Raw genomic sequence first — 18,187 nt, 5'->3', positions numbered from 1 at the left:
GCCGTTGGCGTATCGCTACTCGTTGTGCCTCGCCGCCTTCATGCCACGGCGATTTCCACCGCATCGCCGTTAAGGCGCACCGGCCAGACTTGCAATTGCTGTTCCGGGTATTCCAGACAACTGCCATCAGCCAGCCGGAAGTGCTGTTTGTAGAGCGGCGAGGCGATCACGAGGTCGCCCTTGAGCTGCCCCAGAATGCCGCGCCCGATGACATTCGCGCCCGATTTCGGGTCCTTGTTGGCGATGGCGAAGACCTGCTCGCCGGTCTCCGTTTCGGGCAGGTGGAACAGCGCCACTTGTTGCCCGTCCAGCCAGGCGACTACGCCTGAATTGGCGACCAGGTCGCGGCGGCTGCACAGCGCGCGCCAGCTGACGGCTTCACTCGGTTGCATGCGTACGGCGTTGGGCTGGCTCATCAGAGCACCTCCTCGGTGACGGGAATCAGGTGGAGTTCAGACGCGTGCACCGGCCGACGCTGGCCGCGTTCCTTGACGAAGTGGATGTCCGGATCGCCGCGCCGGTCATTGACGAAGGTGCGGAAGCGCTTGAGCTTTTCCGGATCCTTGATGGCGTTGGCCCACTCGCATTCGTAGCGGTCGACCACCAGCTGCATCTGGGCTTCCAGTTCGGCGGCGAGGTTCAGGCTGTCGTCGATGATCACTTCCTTGAGGTAGTCGAGACCGCCTTCGAGTGATTCGCGCCAGACCGAGGTGCGCTGCAGCTTGTCTGCGGTGCGGATGTAGAACATCAGGAAGCGGTCGATGTAGCGGATCAGGCTTTCATCGTCGAGATCAGTGGCGAACAGCTCGGCGTGGCGCGGGCGCATGCCGCCGTTGCCGGCCACATATAGGTTCCAGCCGTTTTCGGTGGCGATCACGCCGATGTCCTTACTCTGCGCCTCGGCGCATTCGCGGGTGCAACCCGAGACACCGAACTTGATCTTGTGTGGCGAGCGCAGGCCCTTGTAGCGGTCCTCCAGACGCAGCGCCATGCCGACACTGTCTTGCACGCCGTAGCGGCACCAGGTGCTGCCAACGCAGGACTTCACCGTGCGCAGCGACTTGCCGTAGGCATGACCGGTTTCGAAGCCAGCCTCGATCAGCTCGCCCCAGATGTCCGGCAGTTCGTGCAGCTGGGCGCCAAACAGGTCGATGCGCTGGCCGCCGGTGATCTTGGTGTAGAGGTCGTATTTCTTGGCGACGGCACCGAGCGCGATCAGCTTGTCCGGGGTGATTTCACCGCCGGCGATGCGCGGCACCACCGAGTAGGTGCCGTTCTTCTGCATGTTCGCCATGAAGGTGTCGTTGGTGTCCTGCAGCGGGATCAGCCCCGGATCGGTGATCGGCTGGTTCCAGCAGGAGGCGAGGATCGATCCCACGGCCGGCTTGCAGATATCGCAGCCGGTGTGGCCGCGGCCATGTTTGGCGAGCAGTTCTTCAAAACTGATGATCCCTTCGACGCGAACGATTCCGTACAGCTCCTGACGGGTGTGGGCGAAGTGCTCGCAGAGGCTTTTATCCACTTCGACGCCGCGTGCGGTCAGCTCATGCTCGAACACCTGCTTGAGCAGCGCGCTGCAACCGCCGCAGCCAGTACCGGCCTTGGTCGCGGCCTTCAGCTCGCCCAGATCGGTGATGCCGGCGTCGACCTGGCAGCACACCGCACCCTTGGTGACGTTGTGGCAGGAGCAAATGGTCGCGGTGTCGGGAAGGGCGTCCGCGCCCAGCGTGGGTGCGCCGTCGGACAGCGGCAGGATCAGGCTGGACGGGTCGGCCGGCAGTTTGATGCCGTTCTGCGCGTATTGCAGCAGGGTGTCGTAGTAGCTGTTGTCGCCGATCAGCACGGCACCGATGACGCGCTTGCCGTCTTCGGAAAGCACCAAACGCCGGTAGCTGGCATTGGCTTCGTCGATAAAACGGTAGCTCTTGGCGCCGGGCGTGGCGGCATGGGCATCGCCGATGGAGCCGACATCGACGCCGAGCAATTTGAGCTTGGTGGACATGTCGGCTCCGCTGAACGGCTGGTGCGGTTCGCCGCAGAGCAGGGCGGCGAGGTTGCGCGCCATGGTGTAACCGGGCGCAACCAGGCCGAAGACCATGCCATTCCAGGACGCACATTCGCCGATGGCGAAGATCGAGGGATCGCTGGTGCGGTAGTCGCCGTTGATTACCACGCCGCCGCGCGGCGCGATCTCCAGCCCGGCGCTGCGGCCCAGGGCATCCTGCGGGCGGATGCCGGCGGAAAAGACGATCAGGTCGGTTTCCAGATACTCACTTCTACCATCAGGGCCATCCTGGAAGTTCATCCGGTAGGCGTATTCCTCGCCGACGATGATTTCCTGCGTGGCGCGCGACAGGTGAACGCCGACGCCCAGCGCCTCGATGCGGGCCTTGAGTGCCTTGCCACCTTCTTCATCGAGCTGCACCGGCATCAGGCGCGGAGCGAATTCGACCACATGGGCTTCGAGGCCAAGGGACTTGAGCGCGTTGGCCGCTTCCAGGCCGAGCAGGCCGCCACCGACCACCACGCCGCGCTTGGCATTGCTGGCCGCGGCGCGGATGGCGTCGAGGTCATCGAGGGTGCGGTAGACCAGGCGCGAATTGCCTTCAGCGCCCGGGATTGGCGGTACGAAGGGGTAGGAGCCGGTCGCTAGGATCAGTTTGTCGTAGGGCTGGCGGCCCTCGGTGGTGACCACTTCCTTGCGCTCGCGGTCGATCTCCAGCACCTGCACGCCGAGGTGAATGTGCACGCCGTTGGCGGCGTAGTACTCGGCTTCGCACAGGGCGAGGGAGTCTGCATCGCGACCACCGAAGTACTCGGACAGATGGACGCGGTCATAGGCGCGCTGGCGCTCTTCGCCGTACACATGGATCTGGTACTGGCCTAGCGCGCCGCGTTCGACCAGCTGCTCGACGCAGTGGTGGCCTACCATCCCATTGCCGATGACGACCAGCGTTTCACTCTTGAGCGGTGTGACGATTGCGTTCATGACCGGTTCCTCCGTCGAAGCCGCGGTGCGGCGTCGTCGTACAAAATCAAAAAGGCGCCTGGAGCTGTCGGGCAGCTCCAGGCGCCTTTGCCTGGTATTCGTAGGTTGTGGAGGTGACTGTTCGAGCCTCGTTGCCCGTTGCACCTGTCCCGCGCCGTTCAAGGCAGATGGTCTTCGCTGACCGCGGGTGCGCTGCCAAATCAGTTGGCAGGCGTTACAGCTGACAGTGCAGGTTGCATGCCAGACGATCGCAGGCAGGGCAGCAGGGCTCGCAAAACCAATATCCGCAAGGCTTCAAGGGCCATTGCGTAATGTGAAGGCGACGCGCTTGCCCTGGCCCACCTTTGCGCGGCCCTGACCTATAAAGGTGCGATGCCCTGGCTTGATCACTTTTTTGGGGCGTGCGGGCGAGAACTTTGCCGCGCGCCTTCGGTCGGTAATCCACCTGGCCGGCCCGTTCGCCGAGCGCGCGTCGAGCTGACGTCTGGAGGACCCGTGAACACCATCATCGAACAACCCGTGCTGCTGGGCATGATGCGCCTGACGCAATACCCCGAGCTGTCGCAACCGGAGGCGCTGCTTGCATTCATCGAACGCTGCGTCGAGGCCGGCGTCAGCGGCTTCGACCATGCTGACATCTATGGGGGTGGCGAATGCGAGGCGCAGTTCGGTGCCGCCTTGCGCTTGAAACCCGAACTCCGGCGGCAGATCCAGCTGATCGGCAAGGCCGACATCGTGCCGGCTGAGCAGGACCGCTCTCGGTGGTCGGTCAAGCACTACAACACCGAGGCTGGCTACCTGACGGCGGCGGTGGAGGGCTCATTGAGGCGCCTGGGCGTCGACAGGCTGGACGGATTCCTGCTGCACCGCCCCGATCCGTTGCTGCGCGTCGATGAGGTCGCCCGCGCATTGGATGATCTGGTTGCCAGCGGCAAAGTCGCCTGGCTCGGTGTATCCAATGCGGAGTTGCTGCAGTGCCAGGTGCTGGCTCGCGAACTGCCGATCCGCTGCAACCAGATCGAGCTGTCTCTACAAGCGCAAGCGTCTGTTTGGGATGGCCGCCTGCATGGCCTGCAGAGCGAAGGCATCCAGGTGCTGGCGTGGTCACCGATGGCAGCAGGCCGCTTTGCCGCGCCGTTGCAACGGGCTCTCGATACGGTAGCGTTGGATTTGGGCGCGACGCCCAACCAGGTCGCCCTGGCCTGGTTGCGCTGCCTGCCGGGGCGCCCAGTTCCAATTCTTGGCAGCCTGCGTTGGGAGCGGATCGAGGAAGCGGTGCAGGGTGCTTCGCTGCAATTGGATCGGCCGACCTGGTACTACCTGGCCGAAGCGGCGCGCGGGCATGCCGTCGCCTGATCAATAGCGTGTCGAGTAATTGGCGACGCGGCTCGGGTTCGCCATCTGCTTGACACAGTGGCGGCATAAGGTGTGCCGGACGCCGCGACTCCCCGCGGCCCCCGCTCATGGAGAAAGTCCGATGCGTATCCCGAAGCCGTTGGTCCTGGCACTCGCCGCCGCGATGTCCACGCCCGTGATGGCCGCCACTAACACCTTGGTCGGCTGGGCCATGATGCCTGCCGACACCTTTTCCGACGGCCCGACATCCGGCCAGATGGCCTCCGGCAATCCCTATGGCACCTTCACGCCGCCCTACGATGGGCGCCAGCCGGTGCAGGGCTTTTCCGCGATCCTGCCGGGCGCGGATGAAAACAACTTCATCGTCATGACTGACAACGGCTTCGGCACCCAGGACAACTCGGCAGATACGCTGCTGCGCCTGTACAGCGTACGGCCCGATTTCCGTACTGCCAGCGGCGGCAGCGGTAAGGTAAGCGCCAGCGACTACCGCAGCGGGACGCTGCTGGCCCGCTTCATCGCGCCGTCACGCCTGGGCCTGAACGACATCAACCAGAAGCTGGGCCTGCCGATCCAGGCCGACTACCGCTTCTATTACAACGACGGCTCCAAGCCCTCCGTCGACGGCGATATCGCGTTCGGCCGGCTGCTGACCGGAGCCGACCTGGATGTCGAGTCCGTGCGGCGCGACAAACACTGCGCAATGTGGTTTGGCGACGAGTTCGGGCCGTACCTGATCAAAACCGATGCCTCCGGAACGGTACAGCGCAGTGCGATTTCGCTTCCTGGCGTCTATGCGCCACAACACGCGGACGTGCTTGCAGGCCGCGCCACGGCCAACCTGGGTAGCTCGGGCGGTTTCGAGGGCATGGCGATCAACCCTCGCGGCGACCGCCTCTACACCTTGCTCGAAAAAACCGTGACCGGCGATCCGGCCGGTACGCTGCGCATCAACGAATTCGATATCGATGCGGAACGCTACACCGGCCGCGTTTACTTCTACCGTTTGCAGGCAGCCAACCATGCGATCGGCGACATGACGGCCATCGACGACACCCGCTTTCTCGTCATCGAACGCAACGGCGATACCGCGACGCGTGGCGAGCCTTTCAAGCGCATCTACCTGATCGACACGCGTAACGTTGCGAGCGGCGGCACCGTGCAAAAGACTGAGCTGGTCGATCTGATGCGTCTGGACGATCCCGACGACCTCAACCGCGATGGCCAGCGTCTGTTCACCTTTCCCTACGTGACCATCGAGAGCGTGCTGCCGCTGGACTCGCGCACGCTGCTCGTCACCAACGACAATAATTTCCCCGGCGGTGGCGGTCGTGAACTGGCGGCGGACGTAACCGAGTTTCTGAAGATTCGCCTGGCCAGACCTATTCCTGGTGTGCGCCCGCCCCACCAGCAGCAGGAGCGGACCGCGCGCCGTTGCGATATGGCAGCCAACCTGAACCAGCGTTAGCCAGAACTAGGCTCGGGTCCGGTTAGCGGGCGCCTTCAGCGGGCCCAACCGGCCCCGGGTCTTCCCTTGCGCTTCCAGAATACTGGGTTCGCATGCCTTTTCGAGACGGCACCGCTTAGCGACGAACTAGAACCTCGATCGAGCTTTGTTTAGTCAGCGAGTCACTAGAGGTCGGTGGCTCACTGACCGATGAGGTTGATTGTATTGTTGAGTGGCATGTCTTTGACGGATTGTGCTTGGGCTAGCAACTGCGACACCATCGAAAGTACGGCCCCCGATTGCCCTCCGTCCCGCCCTTTCGGGATCGAGTAATGGTCGCCAGCGAATTCAGTGCTAACGACCGCGTCCATGGTCATGCCTGTCTCGACTCTAATGATGGGTTGCTCGCCATCTGGCGTTCTGATCGTCAATGACGCGCCTCGCGCCTCTTGCTCGCGAACGCATTCGCCAAGGTAGTCGAATACCTCTGCCAACGACCGCGTGTGCAGCTCCACCTTTCCAATCCCCTTGGCTTCGAAAAACACGCGCCCCTCACCGACACTGCCAAAAAAGTCCGGGTCACCCAATTTGAACTCTTTCAGGCTCTCCAACTCGCAGCGGGCATGTTTAAAAAGTTCTTCGCGAGGGCGAATGAAGCAGAACCGAGCACTTTCTATAGACTCGGTGAGCTCGTAGCGATTCTTGCCGTTGGCCCTGACGATCAGCTTCTCCTTGCGTGCTGACAATAATTGGTCAATCGATGGTGCTTGCTTGAGTTCAAGTTCTGGCCCGTATCGGCTAACCAGAAATGCCGTTTCCATCGTGATGCCCTGATCGACGAGGCGGTTGATCATTTTCTGGAATCGAGCGAACTCAGCAGGCGCCGATGGGTTATTGAAATAGCGCTCGGTCTTGCCAGGGCGTTGGATCTGCACGCGCTCGAGAAAGAGCGACAAAATCAGCTCCGCTGGATAGTCCTGACGCAACATGAAGGCCAGTGACGTGGTGCTGATGGGCGCAACGTATCCGCGGTAGAACTCTTGGTTGTCTTGGGTAGATACATCGAATCCCGGCCCTTGCTCGACAGACAGGTGCGGGTTAAAGCTGAAATCCGATGGTGCTTCGCCACCAAATGGCAGCGTCATGTTCGCGCCCGCGAATAGCCGGCTGCGGCCGCGAATAGTCGTAACCGTCGTGAAGTGAGCAGGAAGGTTGGCGCTGCGGCGGACGATGTTCAGCAACAAAGCCTCATCCTGCAGACGACTGTAATCTTGATTGATCGTCGCCATCGCGGAGGCGAGGCGCTCGGTGCCGGCACAGCCTGCCAGAAGGCCGAGCATGGGCACAGCCATCAGCCGCACGGCTCGCAAGAAACGGCGCATTGAACGGGTTCCTGGTCTCGGTTCACTGATAAACGGCGTGACGATCGTTTTTAGCAAACGAACGCCCGCGTAGCGGCATGGCCGGATCGCCAGGCCTCGTCATCGCACCATAAAGGATGGCGCCATAGTGTTATGCGCCTGCCTTATTCAAGTTCTCCTGGCGTTGCTGACGCATGGGGTGGGTCGGCAGTGAGCGTTTCCTGTTCAGTGCGGTGCATGTTCCGGTTGGGCACCGAGTCATGCTCTGGCATGCCTTGGACGATGCGACCGTCTTCAGTAACGATCTGGCCCTGCTCGTTGCGATGGGTTTCGAGTTTTTCCTGCGGCGTTGGATTGCCCATCGGGCTCGGGCGCGCACCGGTGTCTTCCCTTGGGGTGCCAGCCGGCCATTGGGCAGCGGCGGGTTGTGCCGCCATCAGCGCTGCGATAGCTAGCGAGATATAAAGTGGGCTGCGCATGTGGGTCTCCTCGTTGTATTCAGCGGGCTGATACGCCTTCGGGTTTGCATTCCAGCAGCGCAACGGGCCCTCCAGCTGAGTATTTACCAGGTATGCGCATAACCACTTCTTCGTTTGGATTTACCGACACTGCTGGGGTCGCCGTCATGACGGTCTCCTCCGGTAGTGCGTGGAATTGGCACGAAGCGATCTCCTGGTCGTGGTTATTCACCTTGATGGCCTGAACACCTTCCAGATCGACCTTGTCCGACGAGGCTGATGGCACGCCCAGTTCCTCGACTTTGATCTGCATCCCGTGCAAGCGTGTTTTGACCTGCGTTTCCTGTGCGTGGATCGGCAAGGCGAGCGCCAGACAGGCCAGGGGTAAAAGGAGCGGTTTCATCCTGCATCTCCGTATTGCTCTGTACAGCATGTGAACAGGGTGCGCCGGAGTAGTTCGCAGCGATGGCCGCAGGGGATAGGGTTGGCCAGAATGCCTCGCAGCAAGTATTTAAGGCATGGAATCGCCCGCAAAACGGCGTATTTCACCTCGTCCAAGTCAGCCCCGACCACGTCCCGCCATATTTCGTTGCAAATTACTGAACCCCGTTCGTCCGAACCGGTCTGAGCAGAGCGCCATGGCCCTTTGCCCATGCGCCGATCAGCAGCCGCCAGGCCAGATGATCGTCTTGGGCCATGGCTGTTCTGACGAAAAACGAATTCCCGCCTTGTTGAATATGCCGAGCGCCCTAATGGATCAGATATACGCAGTCGTTCTGTCGTACAAACGCAAGGATTTGCTCAAACGCTGCCTGGACGGCATCAGTACTCAAAGCCGGCCGTGTGACGGGATCATCGTCGTCGACAACGCAAGCAACGATGGCACCGAGGAGATGCTGCTCGAATCGCAGCTGCCAAATCTCAAGGTGTTCGTGCTTTCGCGCAACACTGGAGCTTCCGGTGGCTTCAGCGCCGGGTTCCGGCTCGCCTACCAGATGGGCGCTGATTTCGTCTGGATGATGGACGACGACGTTATTCCCGAACCGGATGCGCTGGAAAAACTGCTCGAAGCGGACAGCCAGCTGGCGGCTCGAGAGCAGCCCCGTTCTTTCCTTATTTCCCGTGCGTATACCGAATCGGGCGAGTTGACCAATGTGCCGCAGGTTGACGTGCGCCCGAACGGCATCGCGTATGAGAACTGGCCGGCCATGCTCGATCTCGGGCTGGTACCGGTCCGCCCAGCGACCTATGTCTCGATCCTGGTTCCACGCGCCTCGCTGACGCGCTATGGGCTGCCCCTTGCCCAAATGTTCATGTGGGGGGACGACACGGAATACACCTTGCGCATCACGCAGGATGCCCCTGGCTATATCGTCGGGGCCAGCCGCGTCCTGCATTTGCGTCAGGTCAGCGGTGCGCTGGACATCATGCGTGAGCAGAGCCCGGCGCGGATTGCGTTGCACAAGCATCTGGTGCGCAACGAGTTGTACATTGCCCGGCGCTATTCGCGCACACGCCGCGTCCTTCGCCTGGCGCTGTCTCGCTTGCTCTTCGTAGCTCGCCTGTTCGCCCGTGGTCAGCATGGCAAGGCTCGTATCGTTTTTGCCGGCTTGCGAGAGAGCTTGAACTTCAACCCTTCGCCGGAAGCGGCAGACGCGTCGGTCGAAGCGCTGGGTGTGAGCGTTCGGGAGTTGACTCCGAAAGGCCCGTCGGTTGTCGGCTCGGCTGAGCGACCTGTTGCGGCCGTCACTTCGGAGGAAGACGAAGTCGGCCGGGCGAGCCACGGCAACATGCGCGTGCTGGTATGCGGCGCGGCTGGCCAGGTTGGGCATTGCGTCGTCAACCAAGCCGCCAGCTTCGGGCTCGAAGCGATCGGCTTGACGCATAAGGAGCTGGATATCACCTCACCGGCACAGATCCATCGCGCGATCGAGCTGCACAAGCCGGCTCTTATCATTAACGCGGCGGCCTATACCAACCTCGACCATGCCGAGGCTGAAGTGGCGAAGGCCGAGGCCGTTAACCGCGACGGTGCACGCAACCTGGCCGAGGCGGCGAAGCAGCGGGGCATTCCGCTGTTTCACCTCTCCAGTGAGTACGTTTTCGATGGCGAAGGGGCGACAGCATATTGCGAGACCGATGCAGCCGAGCCGCGCAGCGTCTATGGCAAGACGCGGCGGGCAGGCGAAATCGCGATCACCGAGACGCTGGATCGCCATCTCATCTTGCGCACGAGCTGGATCTACAGCGAGCACGGAAACAACTTCGTCAAGACCATGCTCAACGTCGGCAGCAAGACCGGCGAGGTCTCGGTCGTCAGTGATCAGCTGGGGTGCCCGACCCGCGCACGCAGTGTGGCTCGCGTGCTGATCGAGTTGGCCCTGCGCTATTGCCGCGACGGTCAGCTGCAGTGGGGGCTATATCACTACAGTGGTGCGTCCTGGTGCTCCTGGGCCGATTTCGCTACGGCGATATTCCATGAAGCGGAAATCGCCGGCCTGATCGAGCAGGCGCCACGCGTGCTGCCGGTGACGAGCGAGCAACTGCCGCGCGCAGCAGCAAGGCCAGCTTGGTCGGTGCTTGATTGCAGCCTGATCGAGACCACCTTCGGCATCCGGCCCAAACCGTGGCGCGAAGAATTGCACCATGTCATCCGGCTTATGAGTGATCGGCCGAGCGTGCCGGCAGGCCCTGCGCCTAGCCGTGTGCCATTTAAGGCCTATCCGTTCAGCATCGGCGACAACCCCGCCCAGCTGGCGGTAACGCAAACCGCGCTGCGCAGTTAAGCATCCGGAGCAAAACTTTTTCAGGATGTTTCGGTCCGACGAAAATCCAAATTGGAAGGGACGTGTCATGAGCGACGCAACGGTTAAAAGAATAGGGGTTTCAGGAACAGGGATGATCTCGCACTGTTTCGTCCGCTTGATCATGCAGCACTACAAGGATGTCGTGATCAGCCGGGTGCTGACGCGTCGCAAGCTCGATGAGCTAGGCAGATTCCCGCTGCCGGGCGCCTTGACCAACTCAATCGATGACCTGGTCGAACACTCGGACATCATCGTCGAGTGCTCGGGCGACGTGTTCTACGGTACCGAGGTTGTGGAGCGTGCGTTCGAGGCCGGACTTCCGGTCGTAACCGTCAATGCCGAACTTCAGGTGACTACCGGCTCCTACCTTGCCGGGCAGGGACTGATCACCGAAGCGGAAGGTGACCAGCCTGGCTCCCTGGCCGCGCTTCGCGAAGACGCCCTGCAGATGGGCTTCACCCCGCTGGTCTACGGCAACATGAAAGGCTACCTGAACCATAACCCCAGCCGTGAGGACATGGCATTCTGGTCTGCCAAACAGGGCACAAGCATTACCCAGACCACCTCGTTCACCGACGGCACCAAGGTGCAGATCGAACAGGTCGTGGTGGGTAATGGCTTCGGCGCGACCATCTCACGCCCGGGCCTCGAAGGGCTGGCATCGACCAGCCTGGACACCAGCGCCCATGTGTTTGGACTGATTGCCGACGGCCTCGGCCAGCCAATCGTGGACTATGTCATTCCCAGCGGATATCCGGCGGGCGGTGTATTCCTCGTGTGCCGTCATGACGAGAACCAGGCGCCCGCGATCGAATATTTCAAGCTTGGAAGGGGGCCTTACTACGTGCTGACACGGCCATTCCATCTCTGCTCGCTCGAAGTCGGCAAGACCGTACGGCGAGTGCTCGCAGGTGGCGGTGTGCTGCTCAACAACTCCGTGTCGCCGACCCTCGGGGTCGCGGCCATCGCCAAGCGCGAAATGAAGCCGGGCGAGAGTATCGAGCGTGGCATTGGTGGCTTCGATGTTCGTGGCGAAGCGATACGCCTGGCAGACGAGACAGACCATGTACCGATCGGTTTGTTGCGCAATACCGTACTCAAACGTGCGGTGGAGCCTGGGCAGATGATCAGTTTCGACGATGTCGAACTGCTGCCAAGCCGGGCGCTGGATATCGTGCAGCAGCAGCGGGAACGCTTGAAGGCCCGTCCCGAAATGCCCGCAGTCAGCCAACTGACCATGCAGCAAGTAGCGCAATGAAGCGAATGGGCGGCGGGGCGGAGATCTGGGCCGACGGCTATAGCTACCTCGAACTGCGCCATTGCGGCTTGGGGCTAGTGCCCTACCACCACGAGACGCGGCCCTCTAGCTGTTCGGTAAAACCGCTCGAGCCCCTGCCGTCCGTGCAGGTCGCGCCTGGTCCTGTAAGAAACGAGGCGCCAGGCACTCAGTTCACCGCGTGACGCTCTCACGAGGCTCGCCGGTGTTAGCCGGCGTGGCCCTCGCGTGAGCAAAAGCTACTGGCGCAGCTTGCGGTTGTTCAACGCTCCGACGAGGCGGGTTCGCAAAGTGCGGACCACACAGTGCGCGCCATTTGAACCACTGCGCCACCGAAGGTCGACGCTTCGTTCAGCGCGTCCTGCTCGGTCTCGAACAGGGTGAGCACACTGCCGTACGAGTACACGACTCCCCACTGAACGGCGTCTTGCGAATCTACTGTTGTTACGTCCATTTGCGCGCTGCTCCAAGAATGTTGCGGGATGTGACGGTATTTCGGCGCATAGATAGCATGCCGTCAAAAGGCCGGCAATGACCGTCCGGCGGGAGCATTGCGCGCACTAACGAAACAGGCCACTCGCCACGTTTTTTGTGCGCGCGGTCATGGTCGGCCAGCATGCGTTTCGTGGCCCATCGGCGTCGTGTCCGGCAGCGTAACCTGCGGCTGCTCGAAGTCAGGGCTGTGCACTTCGGAGTCGAGTGGCATGTGGGCATAGCGTTGTTTCTCGGTAGCACGCTGTTGTGTGGTGCTCAACGTGGCCCCATGGTTCGTGCCTGTTTCGCTAAGAATGCGCTTCGCCTCGCAACGCCCACTGATGCCTCGGGCGAGTGCCATGCCGCCCATGGCGAGCTGAATCATTCCCCCGAGGCCGCCACGGCGCAGCCCTTTGCCCACCAACATCAGTCCACCCGCGAGCGACGCGGTGCGCTCCCATCCGTGGACGTTCTGCGGCGCGGTCTTGTCGAAAAGTCTGGTCATATCGTTTCCTCAGTCGGAGTTTAGGCGGATGCGGGACGGCGCCACGTGCGTCGTCTGGTCCCAGCGAGCCGAGAGCTACCCCAGCGGGCTTTCGTCCAAATCCGGGCGCTCATCGGTGCCGGTGGTGTCGCCAGAGTTGGGCACATCGCCATATTCGTCGTAGTCGGGGGATGGCTGGTCGTCGCTGTTCGTGTGGGCGGTACTGTTCATAGGTCACCTCGCTGTCTTTCGATAGGCACCGTACTTCGGCTGTTTGTTCTCCGGCGCGGATGAACGGAGTTGCGAGGCGCACCTGAATAGCCAAGGCTTGACAGTCAGACATCGCTACCGCAAATTCCACTAAACGTAATTCGATTACGCAGAACAATAATGACGCGCGGACACCGCGCCCAAGCCTGGCGTGCACCATGGATCTACATACCTATTACCGTTCTACATCGTCCTATCGGGTCCGCATCGCGCTGGCTCTAAAGGGGCTCGACTACCGCGCGGTGCCGGTCAACCTGATCCGTGACGGGGGCGAGCATCGGCAGGCGAGTTATCTCGCGTTGAACCCGCAGGGCCGCGTCCCGACCCTGACCACCGACGACGGCGAACAGATCATCCAGTCGCCCGCGATCCTCGAATACCTGGAGGAGCGCTACCCGGACGTCCCGCTGTTGCCTGCCGATCCGTTAGCTCGCGCCCGCCATCGCAGCGTCGCGGCGCTGATCGGTTGCGATATCCATCCGCTGCACAATGTTGCCGTGCTTAACCGCCTGCGCTCGTTGGACGTCGGCGAGGAGCAGGTAATGATCTGGATTGGGCATTGGGTCAGTGAAGGGCTCAAGGCCGTCGAATCGCTGATCGGGGACGACGGCTACTGTTTCGGCGAACTGGGCCTGGCCGATGTCTATTTGTTGCCCCAGCTCTACGCGGCGCGGCGGTTCAACGTTGCGCTGGACGGCTATTCACGCATTCTGCGCGTAGAGCGTCTGGCGCTGGCGCATCCGGCGTTTCAGGCCGCGCATCCTGATGCCCAGCCGGACAAACCCGAGTGAGTTCCTCGGAATGAAGACCCTGGGCTTTCGACTTATCCTTGGCGAACACCTCGGCCGCAGCGTTCGAGGCATTTCCTGTGCGCCGCCGGGCTGACGAACTCTATTTTCGTCATCCATTCATGCACAGACCGTCAAGGAGCCAATCATGGCCGATCTTTTTGAAAACCCCATGGGCCTTATGGGTTTCGAGTTCATCGAATTCGCCTCGCCTACCCCGAACGTCATCGAGCCTGTGCTAGAAAGCATGGGCTTCAGCCACGTCGCCAATCACCGCTCGAAGGACGTGGCGCTCTTTCGCCAGGGCGAGATCAACGCCATCGTCAATCGCGAGCCGAAGAGCCACGCAGCGTTTTTCGCCGCTGAACACGGGCCGTCCGTGTGCGGCATGGCGTTCCGCGTAAAGGACGCACATCAGGCGTATGCGAAGGCGCTGGAGCTGGGCGCACAGGCTGTCGACATGCCCACCGGGCCGATGGAGTTGCGCCTGCCGGCGATTAAGGGCATCGGGGGTGCACCGTTGTACCTGATCGACCGCTTCGGTGAGGGCAGCTCGATCTATGACATCGACTTCGTCTTCCTCGATGGCGTAGATCGCCATCCGGCGGGCGCAGGCCTCAAGCTCATCGACCACCTGACCCACAACGTATACCGCGGCCGCATGGCCTATTGGGCGGACTTCTACGAGAAGCTGTTCAACTTCCGCGAGATCCGTTACTTCGATATCAAGGGCGAGTACACCGGCCTGACGTCCAAGGCCATGACTGCCCCGGACGGCATGATCCGCATCCCGCTCAACGAGGAGTCGAGCAAGGGCGCCGGGCAGATCGAGGAATTTCTCATGCAGTTCAACGGGGAGGGCATCCAGCACGTTGCCTTCTTGACCGACAACCTGATCGAGACCTGGGACAAGCTAAAGGCCGGTGGCACCGTCTTTATGACCGCGCCGCCGGAAACCTACTATCAGATGCTAGAAGAGCGGCTGCCGAACCACGGCGAGCCTGTGGAAGAACTGAAGTCGCGCGGCATTCTGCTTGATGGCGCGGCGGAGAACGGCGAGCAGCGCCTGCTACTGCAGATCTTCTCCGGGACGGTGTTGGGACCGGTGTTCTTCGAGTTCATCCAGCGTAAGGGCGACAGCGGCTTCGGCGAAGGCAACTTCAAGGCGCTGTTTGAATCCATCGAGCGCGACCAGATCCAGCGTGGTGTGCTCAGCACCGCGGAGTGATGCGGTAGCAGTTGCTGGCGGTCGTTGCCAAACCACCGCCAGCAGCGGCTCTTATCGAGGCATGAGCGGTAACCAGATCGCCAGCGCCACGAGCGTCGCCAGGAGTACCGGCGGCGTGATGATCAAGCCCACCTTGACGTATTGCCCCCAACCGATGCGATAGCCTTTGCCAGCCAGCACATGCAGCCAGAGCAAGGTCGCCAGGCTGCCTATCGGGGTGAATTTAGGGCCGAGGTCGTTGCCAATCACATTCGCATAAACCATCAGTTCCTGCGTCAGCGGGGCCACCTGGGCTTGGTCGATTGCCAGCGCACCGATGAGTGTCGCTGGCAAATTGTTCATGACCGATGCGAGCACAGCGACAGCAAAGCCGGTACCGATCGTCGCGATGAAATCGTCTTGTAGCGCAAGCCAAGCAAGAAACTCGGCGGCACGCGCTGTCAGCCAAGCGTTGCCGAGCCCGTAGACAACCAGATACATCCCGACCGAGAACAGCACGATTTGCCAAGGGGCGTTGGCTAATACCACTTTCAAGGAGACGACATGCCCCTTGCCGAACGCTGCCCAGCGTCCGGCGATAGCCATCAGAACCAGCGCTGCACTGCCAAGGATGAACGAGATTGGAACATGCAGGTTGGCGGTTACGAAAAGCGCGATCAGCAGGATAGCCAGTAAGGGAAATGCCGCTCGAAAAACCTGATCGTCGCGGATGGCGGAGGCCGGTGCTTCGAGACGTTCGACGGGGTAGTGCGAGGGGATCTCGCGGCGGAAATACAGGCCCACTATGAGCAGCGTGGCTAACAGCGACACCAGGTTAACCGGCACCATCACTAATGCGTAACGCGAGAATGAGACCCCGAAGTAATTTGCCGTCACGATGTTGACTAGGTTGGATGTCACCAGCGGCAGGCTCGTCGTATCCGCAACAAACCCAGTCGCGATGATGAAAGCAAGCGCTGCTGCTGGGCTGAAGTCCAGGCGGATCAGAATCGCCAGGACAATCGGCGTCAGGAGCAATGCAGCGCCGTCGTTGGCGAACAGCGCAGCAATCACCGCACCCAAGACGATGATCAGTGGAAACAGCAGCCGTCCACGACCACCGCCCCAGCGCGCGATATGCAGTGCGGCCCAGGCGAAAAAGCCGGCTTCGTCGAGTATCAGCGAGATGATGATCAGCGCGACGAAGGTAAACGTCGCGTCCCAGACAATTCCCCAAACGACCCCCACGTCGCTCAGATTCACCACGCCGGTGGCAAGCGCGACGATGGCACCCGCCAGTGCGCTCCAGCCAATGCCGAGCCCGCGAGGCTGCCAGATTACGAATATGAGGGTGACGACGAAGATAGCGAACGCGAGCATTGGGGGTCCGTTTCGGTAGTGTGGAGCGGGGCGAGTAAGCGTGCCGCCTTCTTGCCGTCAGGGGCGGGTGGCGACTATAGGCGAGGGGCAGGCACGAGGCCAAGACAATGCTGAAAAGCCCATTCCAGAGCGGCCCCAGCGCGCCTTTGTTAACAGTGCCGGTCGGTCAACGGTTATACAGCGTGCTGGTGTTTGTAGAACTTTCCGCCGCTTCGCTAATCGCACATTAGGAGGGCGCTCGCACACGGCTGGGTGCCACGCTAGCTCTTGAGGTGCGTTGATGGCCAATGGAGGCGATCAAAACTTTCGCGTTGATAACAGCTCGACCGGCGATATTTCTGGTTCGGGCAAGAACATCTTTTTCGCTGCGGTTGAAACCACCCGCATGCCGATGATCGTCACGGACCCCAACCGCGACGATAACCCGATCATCTTCGCTAACCGTGCGTTTCTCGAAATGACCGGCTATGACAGCGAAGAGCTGGTAGGGCACAACTGCCGGTTTCTACAGGGGCCAGAGACGGATCGGGCAGTCGTTGCCCAAGTCCGTGAGGCCGTTGCGGAGCGCCGCGAAGTTTCTGTTGAGCTCATCAACTACCGCAAGGACGGCTCAACGTTCTGGAATGCGTTGTTCATTTCGCCGGTCTACAACGATGCTGGCGAACTCATCTATTTCTTCGCGTCCCAACTGGACGTCAGCCGCCGCCGCGATGCCGAAGAAGCGTTACGCCAAGCCCAGAAGATGGAGGCGCTCGGCCAGCTCACCGGCGGTATCGCGCATGACTTCAACAACCTGCTACAGGTGATGATTGGGTATCTGGAGGTGCTCGATCGCGCTGCGACGAAGCCCACCTTCGATCGCGGGCGAATTCAGCGAAGCGTACGTCACGCGCGCAGCGCTGCCGACCGAGCCGCCACGCTGACGCAGCAGCTTCTAGCCTTCTCACGCAAGCAAAAGCTCGAAGGTCGCGTGTTGAACCTCAATACGCTTATTCATGACCTCGAAGAGCTGGCGGAGCGTACGCTGGGCGGGACGGATATCCGTTTCCAGCTGGAGCCGGGCCTCTGGAATTGCCGCATCGATCCGACTCAGGCCGAGGTGGCCTTCCTCAACATCCTGATCAATGCCCGTGATGCGCTGAACGGCCGTGCGGAGCCCACCGTCAGTATCGAAACGCGCAATGTCGTGGTCGAGGAGTTGCATAACCTCCCGTATGAAGGATTGTTGCCAGGGCGCTACGTCAGCGTTGCAATCACCGACAACGGTGCGGGCATGCCGGCGGCCATTCGTGCCCGGGTCATGGACCCGTTCTTCACCACCAAGCAGGACGGCAAGGGATCGGGCCTGGGCCTGTCCATGGTCTATGGGTTCGTCAAACAGTCGGGCGGCATCGTGCGCATCTATTCAGAGGAAGGTGTAGGCACGACGTTGCGCCTGTACTTCCCGGCAGACGACAGCCAAGTGCCGAACCTGCTCGTTAACGAGCGACCACGAGAACGAAATGGCAACGAGCGTATCCTCGTCGTGGATGACCGCCCCGACGTCGCCGAGCTAGCGCGCGCCGTGTTGGAGGACTACGGCTACGCTGCCGAGATTGCATTGAACCCGGACGAAGCGCTACAGCAACTCGAGGAAGGCAGGTACGACCTGTTGTTCACTGATCTCATCATGCCCGGCGGGATGAACGGCGTGATGCTTGCCCGCGAGGCAAAACGCCGCCAGCCAGGGTTGAAGGTATTGTTGACGACCGGCTATGCAGAGGGCTCGCTGGATCGCACCGATGGGGGCGGCAGCGAGTTCGAGGTGATATCCAAACCCTATACTCCAAGCGAGCTCGGTAGAACGGTTCGCGGCGTAATCGATGGGCCGACCGGAGTAAGTTGAAGGCT

At 61.4% G+C, this 18,187-nt stretch carries 16 protein-coding genes; 7 read left to right on the top strand and 9 right to left on the bottom strand.

Going from position 1 to position 18,187, the window contains the following annotated elements:
* Positions 1–38: 38 nt before the first annotated feature.
* Positions 39–416, bottom strand: coding sequence for a nitrite reductase small subunit NirD (gene nirD / locus M1D78_RS11850; protein ID WP_437422816.1), 378 nt, complete (start codon positions 414–416; stop codon positions 39–41).
* Complete coding sequence (gene nirB / locus M1D78_RS11845) at positions 416–2,989, bottom strand: nitrite reductase large subunit NirB (protein WP_437422817.1); 2,574 nt, start codon at positions 2,987–2,989, stop codon at positions 416–418. The genes nirD and nirB overlap by 1 nt, the downstream gene beginning before the upstream one ends.
* 531 nt (positions 2,990–3,520) lie before the next feature.
* On the opposite strand from nirB, the gene M1D78_RS11840 reads away from it, so the two are divergent.
* Together M1D78_RS11840 and M1D78_RS11835 are read left to right on the top strand one after the other, a co-directional pair.
* Entirely contained in the window at positions 3,521–4,345 is an 825-nt protein-coding gene (locus M1D78_RS11840) for an aldo/keto reductase (RefSeq protein WP_437422841.1), read from the top strand.
* Between the two features lie 121 nt (positions 4,346–4,466).
* A complete protein-coding gene (locus M1D78_RS11835; protein ID WP_437422818.1) occupies positions 4,467–5,813 on the top strand; it encodes an esterase-like activity of phytase family protein in 1,347 nt (448 codons plus the stop codon).
* Positions 5,814–5,992: 179 nt separating this feature from the next.
* On the opposite strand, the gene M1D78_RS11830 is transcribed toward M1D78_RS11835, so the two are convergent.
* The 3 genes from M1D78_RS11830 to M1D78_RS11820 form a co-directional block, all read right to left on the bottom strand.
* Complete coding sequence (locus tag M1D78_RS11830; RefSeq protein WP_437422819.1) at positions 5,993–7,174, bottom strand: hypothetical protein; 1,182 nt, start codon at positions 7,172–7,174, stop codon at positions 5,993–5,995.
* A gap of 143 nt (positions 7,175–7,317) precedes the next feature.
* On the bottom strand, positions 7,318–7,632 hold the full coding sequence (locus M1D78_RS11825) for a hypothetical protein (RefSeq protein WP_437422820.1): 315 nt from the start codon (positions 7,630–7,632) through the stop codon (positions 7,318–7,320).
* A 19-nt stretch (positions 7,633–7,651) separates the two neighbouring features.
* Positions 7,652–8,014 (bottom strand): hypothetical protein, encoded by a 363-nt coding sequence (locus M1D78_RS11820; RefSeq protein ID WP_437422821.1) that lies wholly within the window; start codon positions 8,012–8,014, stop codon positions 7,652–7,654.
* A gap of 349 nt (positions 8,015–8,363) precedes the next feature.
* On the opposite strand from M1D78_RS11820, the gene rfbD reads away from it, so the two are divergent.
* Positions 8,364–10,397 carry a dTDP-4-dehydrorhamnose reductase gene (gene rfbD / locus M1D78_RS11815; RefSeq protein WP_437422822.1) on the top strand — a complete coding sequence of 678 codons (2,034 nt, stop codon included), beginning with the start codon at positions 8,364–8,366 and terminating at the stop codon, positions 10,395–10,397.
* Positions 10,398–10,509: 112 nt separating this feature from the next.
* The gene (locus M1D78_RS11810) at positions 10,510–11,676 is read left to right on the top strand and encodes an NAD(P)-dependent oxidoreductase (RefSeq protein ID WP_437422823.1); all 1,167 of its coding nucleotides are present in this window, start codon (positions 10,510–10,512) and stop codon (positions 11,674–11,676) included.
* A 280-nt stretch (positions 11,677–11,956) separates the two neighbouring features.
* Here M1D78_RS11810 and M1D78_RS11805 read toward each other — a convergent pair whose 3' ends face one another.
* The 3 genes from M1D78_RS11805 to M1D78_RS11795 all read right to left on the bottom strand — a co-directional run bounded on the left by M1D78_RS11805 (position 11,957) and on the right by M1D78_RS11795 (position 12,883).
* Positions 11,957–12,148 (bottom strand): hypothetical protein, encoded by a 192-nt coding sequence (locus tag M1D78_RS11805; RefSeq protein WP_437422824.1) that lies wholly within the window; start codon positions 12,146–12,148, stop codon positions 11,957–11,959.
* Positions 12,149–12,295: 147 nt separating this feature from the next.
* Positions 12,296–12,673, bottom strand: coding sequence for a YgaP family membrane protein (locus tag M1D78_RS11800; protein ID WP_437422825.1), 378 nt, complete (start codon positions 12,671–12,673; stop codon positions 12,296–12,298).
* Positions 12,674–12,748: 75 nt separating this feature from the next.
* Positions 12,749–12,883, bottom strand: coding sequence for a hypothetical protein (locus M1D78_RS11795; RefSeq protein WP_437422826.1), 135 nt, complete (start codon positions 12,881–12,883; stop codon positions 12,749–12,751).
* Positions 12,884–13,080: 197 nt separating this feature from the next.
* Between M1D78_RS11795 and maiA the strand changes: the two genes are divergently transcribed.
* Positions 13,081–13,713 carry a maleylacetoacetate isomerase gene (maiA, locus tag M1D78_RS11790; RefSeq protein WP_437422827.1) on the top strand — a complete coding sequence of 211 codons (633 nt, stop codon included), beginning with the start codon at positions 13,081–13,083 and terminating at the stop codon, positions 13,711–13,713.
* 145 nt (positions 13,714–13,858) lie between these two features.
* Positions 13,859–14,938 carry a 4-hydroxyphenylpyruvate dioxygenase gene (gene hppD / locus M1D78_RS11785; protein ID WP_437422828.1) on the top strand — a complete coding sequence of 360 codons (1,080 nt, stop codon included), beginning with the start codon at positions 13,859–13,861 and terminating at the stop codon, positions 14,936–14,938.
* 51 nt (positions 14,939–14,989) lie between these two features.
* Here the strand turns inward: hppD and M1D78_RS11780 are convergent, their stop codons facing one another.
* A complete protein-coding gene (locus M1D78_RS11780; protein ID WP_437422829.1) occupies positions 14,990–16,297 on the bottom strand; it encodes an arsenic transporter in 1,308 nt (435 codons plus the stop codon).
* A gap of 280 nt (positions 16,298–16,577) precedes the next feature.
* Between M1D78_RS11780 and M1D78_RS11775 the strand changes: the two genes are divergently transcribed.
* Positions 16,578–18,182: a histidine kinase famiy protein gene (locus M1D78_RS11775; RefSeq protein ID WP_437422830.1), complete on the top strand. Its 1,605-nt coding sequence runs from the start codon at positions 16,578–16,580 to the stop codon at positions 18,180–18,182.
* Positions 18,183–18,187 lie beyond the last annotated feature (5 nt).

Source organism: Pseudomonas sp. SA195 (genome assembly GCF_054131565.1).
The sequence above is the reverse complement of the archived record's forward strand: the minus strand, read 5'-3'. Positions and strand labels throughout refer to the sequence as shown.

Excerpts from the sequence above, each read along its gene's own strand:
- nirD (WP_437422816.1), bottom strand. The coding sequence starts at position 416 with ATGAGCCAGCCCAACGCCGTACGCATGCAACCGAGTGAAGCCGTCAGC.
- nirB (WP_437422817.1), bottom strand. The coding sequence starts at position 2,989 with ATGAACGCAATCGTCACACCGCTCAAGAGTGAAACGCTGGTCGTCATC.
- M1D78_RS11840 (WP_437422841.1), top strand. The coding sequence starts at position 3,521 with ATGATGCGCCTGACGCAATACCCCGAGCTGTCGCAACCGGAGGCGCTG.
- M1D78_RS11835 (WP_437422818.1), top strand. The coding sequence starts at position 4,467 with ATGCGTATCCCGAAGCCGTTGGTCCTGGCACTCGCCGCCGCGATGTCC.
- M1D78_RS11830 (WP_437422819.1), bottom strand. The coding sequence starts at position 7,174 with ATGCGCCGTTTCTTGCGAGCCGTGCGGCTGATGGCTGTGCCCATGCTC.
- M1D78_RS11825 (WP_437422820.1), bottom strand. The coding sequence starts at position 7,632 with ATGCGCAGCCCACTTTATATCTCGCTAGCTATCGCAGCGCTGATGGCG.
- M1D78_RS11820 (WP_437422821.1), bottom strand. The coding sequence starts at position 8,014 with ATGAAACCGCTCCTTTTACCCCTGGCCTGTCTGGCGCTCGCCTTGCCG.
- rfbD (WP_437422822.1), top strand. The coding sequence starts at position 8,364 with ATGGATCAGATATACGCAGTCGTTCTGTCGTACAAACGCAAGGATTTG.
- M1D78_RS11810 (WP_437422823.1), top strand. The coding sequence starts at position 10,510 with ATGATCTCGCACTGTTTCGTCCGCTTGATCATGCAGCACTACAAGGAT.
- M1D78_RS11805 (WP_437422824.1), bottom strand. The coding sequence starts at position 12,148 with ATGGACGTAACAACAGTAGATTCGCAAGACGCCGTTCAGTGGGGAGTC.
- M1D78_RS11800 (WP_437422825.1), bottom strand. The coding sequence starts at position 12,673 with ATGACCAGACTTTTCGACAAGACCGCGCCGCAGAACGTCCACGGATGG.
- M1D78_RS11795 (WP_437422826.1), bottom strand. The coding sequence starts at position 12,883 with ATGAACAGTACCGCCCACACGAACAGCGACGACCAGCCATCCCCCGAC.
- maiA (WP_437422827.1), top strand. The coding sequence starts at position 13,081 with ATGGATCTACATACCTATTACCGTTCTACATCGTCCTATCGGGTCCGC.
- hppD (WP_437422828.1), top strand. The coding sequence starts at position 13,859 with ATGGCCGATCTTTTTGAAAACCCCATGGGCCTTATGGGTTTCGAGTTC.
- M1D78_RS11780 (WP_437422829.1), bottom strand. The coding sequence starts at position 16,297 with ATGCTCGCGTTCGCTATCTTCGTCGTCACCCTCATATTCGTAATCTGG.
- M1D78_RS11775 (WP_437422830.1), top strand. The coding sequence starts at position 16,578 with ATGGCCAATGGAGGCGATCAAAACTTTCGCGTTGATAACAGCTCGACC.